The organism is Streptomyces violaceus, assembly GCF_036014075.1.
GTDB lineage: Bacteria > Actinomycetota > Actinomycetes > Streptomycetales > Streptomycetaceae > Streptomyces > Streptomyces violaceus.
The window spans coordinates 3,998,692-4,012,123 of sequence record NZ_CP107911.1 but is presented as its reverse complement, the minus strand read 5'-3'; the positions used below and the strand labels follow the sequence as shown (position 1 = coordinate 4,012,123).

12 protein-coding genes are annotated in these 13,432 nt (G+C 71.7%); 10 read left to right on the top strand and 2 right to left on the bottom strand.

The window, feature by feature from the left end:
- Window positions 1–45 precede the first annotated feature (45 nt).
- Window positions 46–903, bottom strand: a complete 858-nt coding sequence (locus tag OG542_RS18010; protein ID WP_328412101.1) for a class I SAM-dependent methyltransferase — start codon at window positions 901–903, stop codon at window positions 46–48.
- A gap of 187 nt (window positions 904–1,090) precedes the next feature.
- On the opposite strand from OG542_RS18010, the gene OG542_RS18005 reads away from it, so the two are divergent.
- From OG542_RS18005 to rdmE, 5 genes are read left to right on the top strand one after another with little or no spacing between them, the layout of a single operon-like run.
- A complete protein-coding gene (locus OG542_RS18005) occupies window positions 1,091–1,528 on the top strand; it encodes an ester cyclase (RefSeq protein ID WP_261681994.1) in 438 nt (145 codons plus the stop codon).
- Window positions 1,529–1,574: 46 nt separating this feature from the next.
- A complete protein-coding gene (locus OG542_RS18000) occupies window positions 1,575–2,681 on the top strand; it encodes a methyltransferase (RefSeq protein ID WP_311127023.1) in 1,107 nt (368 codons plus the stop codon).
- Between the two features lie 4 nt (window positions 2,682–2,685).
- Window positions 2,686–3,582 carry an anthracycline biosynthesis tailoring methylesterase RdmC gene (gene rdmC, locus OG542_RS17995; protein WP_328412098.1) on the top strand — a complete coding sequence of 299 codons (897 nt, stop codon included), beginning with the start codon at window positions 2,686–2,688 and terminating at the stop codon, window positions 3,580–3,582.
- A 32-nt stretch (window positions 3,583–3,614) separates the two neighbouring features.
- Window positions 3,615–4,328, top strand: a complete 714-nt coding sequence (locus OG542_RS17990) for a class I SAM-dependent methyltransferase (RefSeq protein WP_311130360.1) — start codon at window positions 3,615–3,617, stop codon at window positions 4,326–4,328.
- A gap of 44 nt (window positions 4,329–4,372) precedes the next feature.
- Window positions 4,373–5,974, top strand: coding sequence for an aklavinone 12-hydroxylase RdmE (rdmE, locus tag OG542_RS17985; RefSeq protein ID WP_328412096.1), 1,602 nt, complete (start codon window positions 4,373–4,375; stop codon window positions 5,972–5,974).
- 141 nt (window positions 5,975–6,115) lie between these two features.
- Here rdmE and OG542_RS17980 read toward each other — a convergent pair whose 3' ends face one another.
- Window positions 6,116–7,156, bottom strand: a complete 1,041-nt coding sequence (locus OG542_RS17980; RefSeq protein ID WP_328412094.1) for a Gfo/Idh/MocA family protein — start codon at window positions 7,154–7,156, stop codon at window positions 6,116–6,118.
- Between the two features lie 162 nt (window positions 7,157–7,318).
- On the opposite strand from OG542_RS17980, the gene OG542_RS17975 reads away from it, so the two are divergent.
- The 5 genes from OG542_RS17975 to OG542_RS17955 are packed head-to-tail and all read left to right on the top strand — an operon-like array spanning window position 7,319 to window position 13,238.
- Complete coding sequence (locus tag OG542_RS17975; protein ID WP_328412092.1) at window positions 7,319–8,464, top strand: cytochrome P450 family protein; 1,146 nt, start codon at window positions 7,319–7,321, stop codon at window positions 8,462–8,464.
- Window positions 8,461–9,747 (top strand): activator-dependent family glycosyltransferase, encoded by a 1,287-nt coding sequence (locus OG542_RS17970; RefSeq protein ID WP_328412090.1) that lies wholly within the window; start codon window positions 8,461–8,463, stop codon window positions 9,745–9,747. Before OG542_RS17975 ends, OG542_RS17970 begins: the two co-directional genes overlap by 4 nt.
- A gap of 11 nt (window positions 9,748–9,758) precedes the next feature.
- A complete protein-coding gene (rfbH, locus tag OG542_RS17965) occupies window positions 9,759–11,060 on the top strand; it encodes a lipopolysaccharide biosynthesis protein RfbH (RefSeq protein WP_328412088.1) in 1,302 nt (433 codons plus the stop codon).
- Window positions 11,061–11,067: 7 nt separating this feature from the next.
- Window positions 11,068–11,871 (top strand): SDR family NAD(P)-dependent oxidoreductase, encoded by an 804-nt coding sequence (locus OG542_RS17960; protein WP_328412086.1) that lies wholly within the window; start codon window positions 11,068–11,070, stop codon window positions 11,869–11,871.
- Window positions 11,872–11,879: 8 nt separating this feature from the next.
- Complete coding sequence (locus tag OG542_RS17955) at window positions 11,880–13,238, top strand: nuclear transport factor 2 family protein (protein ID WP_328412084.1); 1,359 nt, start codon at window positions 11,880–11,882, stop codon at window positions 13,236–13,238.
- The last annotated feature ends 194 nt before the right edge of the window (window positions 13,239–13,432 follow it).

Genomic DNA, 13,432 nt, shown 5'->3' with positions numbered 1-13,432 from the left:
CCTGTCCGAGGGGTGGACCGGGCTCCACGTGCTCCGTGAGGCCGCTCAGTCCGGGATCGACGCGCTGACGAACCTGACCGGGGTGGGCAGATGGAGCGGGCCCTCGCCGCGCAGCCGGTCCAGCTCGGTGGTCAGGCGGTGGCGCAGCTGCCGGTTCTCGTACTCCGGGAGGTGCTGCCACAGCAACCGCATTCCCTGTGTATGGGACCAGTCGACCCAGGTCTCGCCGTCCGGCGCGCGCAGATCGATGTGCTCGTCGGCGATCTCCACGTCCTCGAACCCGGCGCGGACCATGGTCCGGGTCAGGTCGCCGGTGTCCTGAAGCCAGCTGTTGAACCGCCGCTTCAGCGCGTCCGGCCGCCAGTCGGCCGGCAGGTTGCGCAGCAGGCGCTCGGGGATCAGTTCCGTGAACACGGGCGGCAGGAAGGGAAACGTGTCCTCCGTGAACACCGGGCTGGTGAAGGCGATCCGGCCACCCGGCCGCAGCAGGGCCGCGTACCGGGGGAGAGCGGCCGGCGCGTCGGGCAGGAAGATCAGGCTGTAGCTGCCGGTCACCACGTCGAAGGAGGCGGGCGGAAAGTCCGGGTGCTCGCCGTCCATGACCCGGACCTCCACATGCCGGGCGCCGAGCGTGCCGGCCTGCCGGCGGGCCTCCTCCACCATGGCCGGCGCGATGTCGATACCGAGCACATGGCCGGACGGGCCCACCTTCTCCGCGGCGACGAACAGGGACGCGCCCCGGCCGCATCCCACATCGAGAACGCGCTGCCCGGGCTGCGGATCGGCCCTTTCCACCAGTCGCCGGCCCATCGGTGTGAAGAACTCGACGCCCAACTGGTCATAAGTCGCCGCGGCATTGTTGAACGCCTCGGTGACCGTCGATTTGTACTTCGTCTTGTCCATGGGTCCTCCGGGTGACGAAAGCCGACCCGACCACCCTGGCCCGTCCCTCTGAAATGTGGGTCGGAAGGCGCTCGGTGGCCGCTCGAAACCGGCTTGTCAACGGGTCGAGCCGGTGCGGAAAAGGATTGTTGCGAAGAGGCGCGGAAGTCAGGATGAACTCATCGACGACCGACAAGGAGTGCCGACCGTGAGCGATCGCATCGACATTGTTCGCCGCATGGTGAACAGCTACAACACCGGAAAGACGGACGACGTCGCCGAGTTCATCCACGAGGAGTACCTCAATCCCGGCGCCCTGGAACACATGCCGGAACTGCGCGGTCCCGAGGCGTTCGCTCTCGCGGTGAAGTGGTTGAAGCTCACTTTCTCCGAGGACGCGCATCTGGAGGAGATCGGCTACGAGGAGAATGGCAGCTGGGTGCGGGCGAAACTCGCCCTGTACGGACGTCAGGTGGGCGAACTCGTAGGAATGCCCGCCACCGGGCGCAAGTTCTCCGGCGAACAGATCCACCTCATCCGGATCGTCGACGGAAAGATCCGCGACCACCGCGACTGGCCCGACTATCTCGGCACCTACCGCCAGCTCGGCGAGCCCTGGCCCACCGAGGAGGGCTGGCGCCCCTGAGCAGCGCCTCCGTTCCGGCACACCGACGCCCAAGGGAAGGAACACGGTGAGCTCTCCCGCACCCGGGGAACCCCTGGAACCGACCGACCAGGACCTCGACGTACTCCTGAAGAACCTCGGCAATCTGGTGACCCCGATGGCCCTGAGGGTCGCCGCGACGCTCCGCCTGGTCGATCACCTCCTGGCCGGAGCCGGCACCCTCGCCGGCCTCGCCGACCGTACGGACACCCACCCCCAGGCGCTCGCCCGCCTGGTCCGGCACCTGACCGTCGTCGGCGTCCTGGAGGGCGGAGAGAAGCCGGACCAGCCGCTGCGCCCCACCCGCCTCGGGATGCTCCTCGCCGACGGCCACCCGGCACAGCAGCGGGCCTGGCTGGACCTGAACGGGGCCGTCTCGCACGCCGACCTGGCCTTCACCGGGCTCCTCGACGTGGTCCGCACCGGCCGCCCCGCCTACGCCGGGCGGTACGGGCGGCCCTTCTGGGAGGACCTGTCGGCGGACGTGGCGCTGGCCGACTCCTTCGACGCGCTCATGTCCTGCGACGAGGACCTGGCCTACGAGGCCCCGGCCGACGCGTACGACTGGTCGGAGGTCCGGCACGTCCTCGACGTGGGCGGCGGCAACGGCGGCATGCTCGCGGCGATCGCCCTGCGGGCCCCGCACCTGCGGGGCACCCTGGTCGAACTGGCCGGTCCCGCCGGGCGCGCCCGGCGCAGGTTCGCGGACGCCGGTCTGGCCGACCGGGTCACGGTGGCGGAGGGCGACTTCTTCAAGCCGCTGCCGGTCACCGCCGACGTCGTCCTGCTGTCGTTCGTCCTGCTCAACTGGTCCGACGAGGACGCGCTGACGATCCTGCGCGGCTGCGTCAGGGCGCTGGAACCGGGAGGCAGGCTCCTGGTCCTCGACCGTGCCGATGTCGAGGGGGACGGCGCCGACCGGTTCTTCAGCACGCTGCTCGACCTGCGGATGCTGACGTTCATGGGCGGACGGGTGCGCACCCGGGACGAGGTCGTGGCCCTGGCCGGATCGGCCGGCCTCGCCCTGGCCTCGGAGCGCACGAGCGGCTCCACGACCCTCCCGTTCGACTTCTCGATCCTCGAGTTCACGGCCGTCTCCGAGGAAGCGGCCCCGGCCCTCCCAGCACAGGAGTAGACACATGTCCGAACGCATCGTGCCGAGCGGGGACGTCGAGCTGTGGAGCGACGACTTCGGTGACCCGGCGGACCCGGCGCTGCTGCTCGTCATGGGCGGCAACCTCTCCGCCCTCGGCTGGCCCGACGAGTTCGCCCGGCGGCTCGCCGACGGCGGCCTCCACGTCATCCGCTACGACCACCGCGACACCGGCCGCTCCACCACCCGCGACTTCGCCGCGCACCCCTACGGCTTCGGCGAGCTGGCCGCCGACGCGGTCGCCGTCCTCGACGGCTGGGGCGTCGGCCGGGCCCATGTCGTCGGCCTGTCGATGGGGGCGACCATCACCCAGGTCATGGCGCTCGACCACCACGACCGGCTGAGCAGTCTGACCATGATGCTCGGCGGCGGGCTCGACATCGACTTCGACGCCAACATCGAGCGCGTGATGCGCGGCGAACCCACGCTGGACGGCCTGCCCGGGCCCCAGCAGCCGTTCCTGGACGCGCTCGCCCTGATGAACCAGCCGGCCGAGGGACGCGCCGCCGAGGTGGCCAAGCGCGTGAGCAAGTGGCGCATCCTCTCCGGGACGGGCGTGCCGTTCGACGACGCCGAGTACGCGCGGTGGGAGGAACGGGCGATCGACCACGCGGGCGGCGCCCTCACCGAGCCGTACGCGCACTACTCGCTGACCCTGCCGCCGCCGGCCCGGGCCGCCGAGCTGCGTGACGTCACCGTGCCGACCCTGGTCATCCAGGCCGAGCACGACCCGATCGCCCCCGCGCCGCACGGCAAGCACCTCGCCGGGCTCATCCCCACCGCCCGCCTCGCGGAGATCCCGGGCATGGGACACGCCCTGCCCTCCTCCGTCCACGGCCCGCTCGCCGAGGTCATCCTCGCCCACACCCGCTCGGCGGCCTGACCGTGGCGGACGAGCAGCGGGCGGGAGAGACGATGTACGGGGCGGACCTCGCCCGGGTCTACGACCTGGTGCACCGCGAGCGGGGCAAGGACTACCGCGCCGAGACCGAGGCGGTCGCCGCCGCGGCCCGGCGGAGCAGGCCGGGCGCCGGACGGCTGCTCGACGTCGCGTGCGGCACCGGAGGGCATCTGCGGCACTTCGCCGACCTCTTCGCCCACGTCGAGGGGGTGGAGCTGTCGGAGCCGATGGCCGAGGAGGCACGGGCCGCGCTGCCCGGGGTGACCGTGCACGCGGGCGACATGCGCGACTTCCGTCTCGGCACCACGTTCGACGTCGTGACCTGCATGTTCGGCTCCGTCGGCTATATGACGTCGGTCGCCGAACTCGGCCAGGCACTGCGGATGTTCGCCCGGCATCTGGAGCCGGGCGGGGTGGCCGTGGTCGACCCGTGGTGGTTCTACGAGACGTTCGCCGACGGCCATGTCTCCGCCGACATCGTGACCGTCGACGGCGTCACCGTCTCCCGGGTCTCGCACTCCGCCCGCCGGGGCCGTACCTCGCACATGGACGTGCACTTCGTGGTCGCCGAACCCGGCGCCGGAGCCCAGCACTTCGTCGACACCCACGTCATCTCCCTGTTCAGCCGCTCCGAGTACGAACAGGCCTTCCGGGAGGCCGGCTTCACGGTCGAGTACCTGCCCGAGGCGCCGTCGGGCCGCGGTCTGTTCGTCGGCGTCCGGGCGTGAACCAAGCGACGGGAACCCGCAAGAAACGACGAGAGAGGTACGACATGAACGACCACGAGGTCGATGTTCTGGTGGTGGGTGCGGGCCTCGGGGGCCTGTCGACGGCGATGTTCCTCGCCCGGCAGGGCGTCCGCGTGCTCGTGGTGGAGCGCAGGCCGGGCCTCTCGCCCTACCCGCGGGCCGCCGGGCAGAACCCGCGGACCATGGAACTGCTGCGCATCGGGGGCGTCGCGGACGAGGTGGTCCGGGCCGACGACATCCGCGGCACCCAGGGCGACTTCGTCATCCGGCTCGCCCAGAGCGTGCGGGGCGAGATCCTGCGGACCGTCTCGGAGAGCTTCGACGACATGGTGGCCGCCACCGAGCCGTGCACACCGGCCGGCTGGGCGATGCTGTCCCAGGACAAACTGGAGCCGATCCTGCTCGCGCAGGCGAAGAAGCACGGCGGCGCCATCCGCTTCGACACCCGGCTGCTGTCGTTCCGCCAGGACGGCGACGGCGCCGGCGTCACGGCCCGACTGGCGGGGCCCGACGGCGAGTACGACCTGCGCGCCGGGTACCTCGTGGGCGCCGACGGCAACCGCAGCCTGGTGCGCGAGTCGCTGGGCATCGGGCGGTACGGGCACGGCACGCTGACCCACATGGTCGGGGTCATCTTCGACGCGGACCTCTCCGGGATCATGGAACCGGGCACGACCGGCTGGTACTACCTCCACCACCCGGAGTTCAAGGGCACGTTCGGGCCGACGGACCGGCCCGACCGGCACACCCTCTTCGTCGAGTACGAACCCGACAAGGGCGAGAGCCCCGAGGACTTCACACCGGAGCGCTGCGTCGAACTCATCGGCCTCGCCCTGGACGCCCCCGAGGTGAAGCCCGAGCTCGTCGACATCCAGGGCTGGGAGATGGCGGCCCGCATCGCCGAACGCTGGCGCGAGGGGCGGGTGTTCCTGGTCGGGGACGCGGCGAAGGTCACCCCGCCGACCGGGGGCATGAGCGGCAACGCGGCCGTCGCCGACGGGTTCGACCTGGCCTGGAAGCTCGCGGCGGTGCTGCGGGGGCAGGCCGGGGAGGGCCTGCTCGGTACGTACGAGGACGAGCGCAAGGTCGCCGCGGAGCTGGTCGTGGCCGAGGCGCTGGCGATCTACGCGCAGCGGATGGCGCCGCACATGGCGGAGGTGTGGGACAAGTCGGTGGGGTACCCCGAGACGCTGCTCGGCTTCCGCTATCGCTCCTCGGCGGTCCTCGCCACGGACGACGACGAGGCGCGGGTGGAGAACCCGCTGACCCCGAGTGGTCGCCCCGGATTCCGTGGGCCGCACGTCCTGGTGTCCCGGCACGGGGAGCGGCTCTCCACGGTCGATCTGTTCGGCGACGGCTGGACCCTGCTGGCGGGGGAGCTGGGATCGGACTGGGTCGCGGCGGCGGAGACGGCCTCGGTGGAACTGGGGGTGCCTGTCAGGGCGTACCGGATCGGGGCCGGCCTGACCGACTCCGAGAACGTGGTGTCCGAGCGTTATGGCATCGGTAAGGCGGGGGCGAGTCTGGTGCGGCCGGACGGGATCGTGGCCTGGCGTACGGATGAGGCGGCGGCTGATGCGGCGGCGACGCTTGAGGGGGTTCTGCGTCGGGTTCTTGACCGCTGAAAGGAACGGCTTCGCGCCCCGCCGGAGGATTTGGCGGGGCGCGGTGTCGTTGGCGGCTGCGGGCGGGTGGGGGCTGTTCGCGCCCACGCGGCGGAGCCGCACATCGACGCAGCCCCGCGCCCCCTAAAAGAGAAGGGTGGGTCAGCGCAGGCCCATGTCCTCCGCCAGGGCGTCGTGCGGAGAGGACTTCGGGTCGCCGACGATTCGGGCCGCTCGACGGACCCGGTCGACCAGGAAAGCCTGGCGCCGGATCGCCGACATGTCGGCCAGGGGGCCGGTGTCGGTCAGGGCGGCGCGGACGAAGGCGTTCATGGCGTTGTAGACCTGGTTGTCCTCGGGCAGCGACCGCTCCGTCACCACGTCCTGCTGCTCGATCCTGACCACCGGCTTGAGCTGCTCCGGCGGTGTGAAGGCACGCCGGACGCTCACCCGCCCCCGGTCGCCCCACAGCGCGTAGGTCGACCGGTAGGAGTGCTCGAAGCCGAAGTCCAGCTGGGCCGTCACCCCCCGGTCGTCGCTCAGCAGCACACTGCCCGCCACATCGGCCCCGGTCGCCTCGTCGACGCGCAGACACGCCCCGAGGACATCGAGTTCCCCGGTGAGGTACAGCTGGGCCGCCCGCAGCGGATACACCCCGACGTCGAGCAACGCGCCCCCGCCCAGGGCCGGCTGGTACCGGAACGACTCCGGCGCCAGCGGCGGCACCGCGAACGATCCCGAGAACAGCCGCAGTTCCCCCACGGACTCGTCGAGCATCGCGCGTACCGCCGCGTGCTGGGAATGGTGCAGGAACATGAAGTTCTCGGCGAGCACGAGACCGAGTTCCGACGCGGTCGACATCAGCTCGAGAGTTTTCTCGTACGTGTCCGACATCGGTTTCTCGACCAGCACATGCTTTCCCGACCGCAAAGCCCGCAACGCCCACTCGTGATGCATGCCGGGCGGCAGCGGAATATAGACGGCGTCAAGGTCGTCCCGCTCGACGAGCGCCGCGTAATCCCCCACGCCACCGCAGCCGAAAGCGGCCCCCACTCGCTCGGCCCGGGCCTTGTCCCGGCTGGCCACCGCGACAAGGTCGACGTGGTCATGCGCGGCGAGCACGGGCATGATCCGGCGAATCGCGATGTTCGCCGTGCCGATCACGCCCATGCGGAGCGCCCGTTGCTGACGGTGCTCTGGCATAGGGATCCTCATCACCTTGCGGGAGTCCAGTGGGTTCCCCACCGTACGACCGGGAGATCAAGCACTGCTTGAGGAACGGTGGATACGGAAAACGGCAGTTCGAGTGTTCTTCTAATTCGGCCCCGTACCTTGCCGAGGTAATCGGATGACGGAGGTGGCGGGGTGACGGCGGCGACGAATGCCCTGGGGCGCGAACTGCAACTCGTCCACGCGGCACAGTGGCTCTACGCGATCAACGCGGAGCCGTTCGTACCGGGGGCGGGTGACCCGTATGCCCGGCTGGTACGGGGATTCGAGATCGGCGAAAACGGCACGGACGGCACGGACGCGGGCGGAACCCTCGCGTCGATCGCGGAGCGGGGGCCGGTGTGGCGCAGCCGGCTCGACACGTGGGTCGTCACCGGCCCCGCGGCGCTGCGGGAGTTGTCCGCCGGCGCGGAACCGGTGGTGTCCGCCGCGGTGCCGCAGGCGGAGGTCTGGCTGCCCGACCCGGCGCGACAGCGCACGACGGAAATAGCCCGGGACCTGGCGCGACGGGGCGGGACGAGGGCCGTGGGGAGGCAGGCCGGATCGCTGCGGGAGCAGGCCGGGCAGGCCGCGGCCCGGCTCGGCCCGGGCCCGGTCGACCTGGTGGCCGACTTCGCCGAGCCCCTGACCGCGGCCGGGTACGCCGCCGTCCTGGACGTCCCCGAGGAGCGGCGCGCGGCGTTCGCCGCCGACCTCGCCGCGGCGGCCCCGGCCGTGGACGCGCTGCTCTGCCCGCAGACGCTGGACACGACACGGCGCATGGCGGCAGGCGTACGCGGACTGCGGGAACTCTTCGCCGGGCGCGCCCACGCGGAGGCGGACCTGGTGCTCGCGGTGGCCGGGGCCCGGGCCGCGGCGGACCTGCTCGGCGACGCGCTGCGCAGGCTCCTCGGCCGGCCGCGGGAGTGGGCGCTGCTGCGCTCGGACCCCGCGCACGCGGACCGCCTGGTCGAGGAGGTCCTGCACCAGCGGCCGCCGTGGCGGGCCTGTCCCCTGGTGGTCCTCGACCAGGCCGAGGTGGCCGGCACCCGTATCGAGGCCGGTGACAGCGTCACCGCCGTGAGCACCCCGGCCGCCGGCGCTCCGGCCCCGCTGCCCGTGGCCGCCTGCGCCACGCTGCTCCCGGCCGCACGGGCGCTGGCCGGACCGGCGCTGGTGGCGCTGGCCGCGCGGTTCCCGCTGCTGCGGCCGGACGGCGAGCCGGTGCACATGCGCCGGGCGCCCCTGACCCGGCGCCTGGTCAGGCTGCCGGCCCGACTCGGCGAGGAGGAGACGCGATGAAGGTTCTGTTCACCTCACTGGCCCACCACACCCACTACTACCCGCTCGTACCGCTCGCCTGGGCGCTGCGCACCGCGGGCCACGAGGTGCGGATCGCCAGCCAGCCCGAGCTGACCGACGTCATCACGGGTACGGGACTGACCGCCGTCCCCGTGGAGTGGTCGCTCGGCGCCCTGGAGGACCTCGGACTGCTCGGCAAGCTCCACGACGAGGCCTCGGCCCACGTGCAGGGCTTCGACTACGCAGCCCGGGGCGAACACCCCTGGACTTACGAGCAGTTGCTGGCACTGGAGAACATCATGGTGCCCACGCTCTACGGCGCGCTCAACAACGACACCATGGTCGACGCCCTCGTGGACTTCGCCCGCTCCTGGCAGCCCGACCTCGTCGTCTGGGAGACCTTCACCCTCGCCGGGGCCATCGCGGCCCGGGTGACGGGCGCGGCGCACTGCCGGCTGGTCTCGGGCCCGGACATCAGCGTGCGGGCCCGCAAGGAGTTCCTGCGGCTGGCCGCCGAGCAGGAGCCCGAGCACCGCGAGGACCCCACCGCCGAGTGGCTGGAGCGCACGCTGCGGCGGCTGGGATCCGACGCCGGGTTCGACGAGGACATGGTCACCGGCCAGTGGACGGTCAACACCACACCGCCCAGCACCCAGCTCGACCTGAAGCTGCCGACCGTGCGGGTGCGCCACGTGCCGTACAACGGCCCCGCGGTGGTGCCCGACTGGCTGCGGGCCGACCCCGGGCGCAGCCGCGTCTGCGTGACGCTCGGCTCCTCGGCCTCCGATGTCGGCGTCGACATGGCCGAGCTCCTGGCCCACCTCGCGGAGCTGGACGCGGAGATCGTCGCGACCGTCGACGAGGCGACCCGCGAGGCCGCCGGGGACCTGCCGGACAACGTACGCCTGGTCGACTTCGTCCCGCTCAACGACCTGCTGCCCACGTGCGACGCGATCGTGCACCACGGCGGTGTCGGCACCAAGGCGACGGCCGAACTGCACGCCGTGCCCCAGCTGATCCTGGCCTTCGGCTGGGACACCGAGGCCATGGGGCGCGGGCTCGAGGACATCGGGGCCGGCCTGTGCGTGCCGAGCGGCGACCTGCTTCCGGACGTCCTGCGCAAGCAGGTCCAGCGGCTGGTCGGCGAACCGTCGTTCGCGCATGGCGCCCGCCGGCTCCAGGAGGAACTGCTCGCCGTACCCAGTCCCAACGAGGTCGTTCCGGTGCTGGAGCGGCTGGTCGCCGAGCACGGCACGAACGGCTCAGTCCACGACCGAGGGTGAGGGATCCAGACGTGACGGACACCAAGGCGCTGGTGCTGGAACTGGCGCGCAAGTACCACAAGGAACAGGAAACGCGTGCGTTCGAACCCGGGATCACGCCGATCCTGTCCTCGGGCGCGGTCCTCGACGAGGAGGACCGGGGCGCCCTGGTCGAGGCGGCGCTGGAGATGCGGATCGCCGCCGGGGTGCGCACCCGGAAGTTCGAGAGCGAGTTCGCCCGCTACTTCCGGCTGCGCAAAGCCCACATGGTGAACTCGGGATCGTCGGCCAACCTGCTGGCGGTCAGCGCGCTCACCTCGCCGAAGCTGAAGGACCTGCGGCTGCGCCCCGGCGACGAGGCCATCACGGTGGGCGCCGGCTTCCCGACCACGATCAACCCGCTCGTCCAGAACGGCCTGACACCGGTCTTCGTGGACGTGGAACTGGGCACCTACAACGCCTCCCTGGCCCAGATCGAGGCGGCGATCTCCCCGCGCACCAGGCTCATCATGATCGCGCACGCCCTGGGCAACCCGTTCCCCGTCGCCGAGGTCGCGGAACTGGCCCGCCGGCACGATCTGTTCCTCATCGAGGACAACTGCGACGCCGTCGGCTCCACCTACGGGGGCAGGCTCACCGGCACCTTCGGCGACCTGTCGACGGTGAGCTTCTACCCCGCCCACCACATCACCGCCGGCGAGGGCGGCTGCGTCCTCACATCGAGCCTGGAACTGGCCCGGATCGTCGAGTCGATGCGCGACTGGGGCCGGGACTGCTGGTGCGAACCGGGCACGGACAACACCTGCCTGAAGCGGTTCGACTACCAGCTCGGCACCCTCCCGGCCGGCTACGACCACAAGTACATCTTCTCCCACGTCGGCTACAACCTGAAGGCCACCGACCTCCAAGGCGCCCTGGCACTCAGCCAGTTGCGGAAGGTCGACGACTTCGGCGCGGCCCGTCGGCACAACTGGCGGCGGCTGCGCGACGGCCTGGCCGAGGTGCCCGGACTGCTGCTGCCGCGGGCCACCCCGGACAGCGACCCCAGCTGGTTCGGCTTCGCCCTGACCGTGCTGCCCGACGCGGGCTTCACCCGCAGGGACCTCGTCGACTTCCTGGAGAGCCGCAGGATCGGCACCCGCCGGCTGTTCGGCGGGAACATCACGCGCCATCCCGCCTACGAGGACGTGCGCTACCGGATCGTGGACGAGCTGGTCAACTGCGACATCGTCACGGAGGACACCTTCTGGATCGGCGTCTATCCGGGACTCACCAAAGAAATGCTCGACTACGTCGTCGAGTCCATCACCGAGTTCTGCACGCGAAAGGGCTGATCGGACCATGTCCTCGACACCTTCGACGTCCACACCGGCCAGCCGGGTCGCCGTCGTCACCGGTGCAACCAGCGGGATCGGCCTCGCCGTCACCCGGTCCCTGGCCGCCGTCGGCCACCGCGTGTTCCTCTGCGCCCGGGACGCCGACCGGGTCGCGCTCACGGTCAAGGAGCTGCGCGCCGAGGGCCACGACGTGGACGGCGCCGCCTGCGACGTACGGGACGTGGCGCAGATCGAGGCGCTGATGTCCGCCGCGGTGGAGCGCTACGGGCCCGTCGGGATACTCGTCAACAACGCCGGCCGCAGCGGCGGCGGCCAGACGCACACGATCGCCGACGAGCTGTGGGACGACGTGATGGCCACCAACCTGGACAGCGTCTTCCGCGTCACCCGCGCCGCACTGACCACCGGCCGGATGCGGGAGGGCGGCTGGGGCCGGGTCGTGAACATCGCCTCCACCGGCGGCAAGCAGGGCGTGGTGCTGGGCGCCCCCTACTCCGCCTCCAAGCACGGGGTCGTCGGCTTCACCAAGGCCCTGGGGCTGGAACTGGCCAAGACCGGGATCACCGTCAACGCGGTGTGCCCCGGCTATGTGGAGACGCCCATGGCGGTGCGGGTCCGGCAGGGCTACGCCGCCGCCTGGGAGACCAGCGAGGAGGAGGTGCTCGACCGGTTCCAGGCCAAGATCCCGCTCGGCCGCTACACCACGCCCGACGAGGTGGCGGGCATGGTCGGCTATCTGCTGACCGACGCGGCCTCATCCGTCACCGCGCAGGCGATCAACGTCTGCGGCGGTCTTGGAAACTACTGAGGAGAGCCATGTCGGACGAGACCGTGCACACCACCGTCCACGAGATCGAGGTGCGGGCCCCGGCGGAGGCGGTGTTCGACCTGGTCGCCGAGGCCTCCCGCTGGCCGGTGCACTTCCCGCCGAGCGTGCACGTCGAGCGCCTGGAGGGCGACGGCCGGCAGGAGCGGCTGAGGATCTGGGCGACGGCCAACGACGAGGTCAAGAGCTGGACCTCGCGCCGCGAACTGGACCGGGCCGGATCACGGGTGACGTTCCGGCAGGAGGAGTCGCGGGCGCCGGTGCGGAGCATGAGCGGCGAGTGGCTGCTGGAGCCGCTCGGTGACAAGGGGACCCGGGTGCGGTTCACCCACGCGTTCACCGCCGTGGACGACGACCCCGAGCACGTCGAGTGGATCCGCCGGGCCATCGACACCAACACCGGGTCCGAACTCGAGGCCCTGCGCCGGGGCGTGGAGGACGCGGACCCGGAGCTCACCTTCACGTTCGACGACAGCGTGCGCGTCGACGGCTCGGCGAAGGACGCGTACGAGTTCATCCGCGCGGCCGACCGCTGGACGGAGCGGCTGCCGCACGTCGCCCGGGTCGTCCTCACCGAGGACACCCCGAACGAGCAGATCCTGGAGATGGACACGCTCACCGCCGACGGCGCGACCCACACCACCCGTTCGGTGCGCGTCTGCTTCCCCGCCGACCGGATCGTCTACAAGCAGATCCGGACACCCGCGCTGATGGCCGCCCACACCGGCGAGTGGATCTTCGAGGAGGACGACAAGGGCTGCACCGTCACCTCCCGGCACACCGTACGGATCGAGCCGGACGCCGTGACCACCGTCCTCGGTCCGGACGCGGACGTCGCCGCCGCCCGCACCATGATCCGTGAGGCCCTCGGCCGCAACAGCCTGACGACGCTGCGGTGCGCGGCCGGCCACGCCGAGCGGCTGCGCGGCGCCGAGCCGGTCCCCGCCGAGACGTACGTCGCCGTGCAGCAGTTCTACGCCCGGCAGATGCGGCTCCTCGACGAGCGGCGGGCCGAGGAGTGGGCCCGGACGTTCACCGAGGACGGCGTCTTCGCGCAGAACATCGTCCCCGAGCCCCTGCGCGGCCGGGACGCCGTGGCCGCCGCCGTACGCCGCAACCTGGAGCGGACGGCGGACACACCGGAGCAGCGGCGGCATGTGTTCTCCATGCTCACCGTCGTGCCCGGGCCCGACGGCTCCCTGAGCACCCGCTGCTACGCGCAGGTCCTGGTCACCCCGGCCGGGGGACCGGCCAGGCTGCACCTGAGCGCGGTGTGCGAGGACGAACTGGTGCCGCACGGCGACGGCTGGCTGGTGCGCCACCGCAGGGTCGAGCACGACGGCGTCTGAGCCGCCGCCCGCCGGGCACGGACGACGACGGGCCGCACCCATCGAAGGTGCGGCCCGTCGTCGTACGGTCCGGATGTCCGTGAGGTCCGGGCGGCGGCCCGGACCTCCGTGTGGCCTGGCGGCAGGCGACCCGGCTGTCTGTGCCGCCAGGCTGTCGGCGCGACCCGGCTGTCCGTGCCGCCAGGCTGTCGGCG

Bases quoted from the DNA above. Each gene is read 5' to 3' on its own strand.
- OG542_RS18010 (WP_328412101.1), bottom strand. From the start codon at position 903: ATGGACAAGACGAAGTACAAATCGACGGTCACCGAGGCGTTCAACAAT.
- rdmC (WP_328412098.1), top strand. From the start codon at position 2,686: ATGTCCGAACGCATCGTGCCGAGCGGGGACGTCGAGCTGTGGAGCGAC.
- OG542_RS17990 (WP_311130360.1), top strand. From the start codon at position 3,615: ATGTACGGGGCGGACCTCGCCCGGGTCTACGACCTGGTGCACCGCGAG.
- rdmE (WP_328412096.1), top strand. From the start codon at position 4,373: ATGAACGACCACGAGGTCGATGTTCTGGTGGTGGGTGCGGGCCTCGGG.
- OG542_RS17980 (WP_328412094.1), bottom strand. From the start codon at position 7,156: ATGCCAGAGCACCGTCAGCAACGGGCGCTCCGCATGGGCGTGATCGGC.
- OG542_RS17970 (WP_328412090.1), top strand. From the start codon at position 8,461: ATGAAGGTTCTGTTCACCTCACTGGCCCACCACACCCACTACTACCCG.
- OG542_RS17960 (WP_328412086.1), top strand. From the start codon at position 11,068: ATGTCCTCGACACCTTCGACGTCCACACCGGCCAGCCGGGTCGCCGTC.
- OG542_RS17955 (WP_328412084.1), top strand. From the start codon at position 11,880: ATGTCGGACGAGACCGTGCACACCACCGTCCACGAGATCGAGGTGCGG.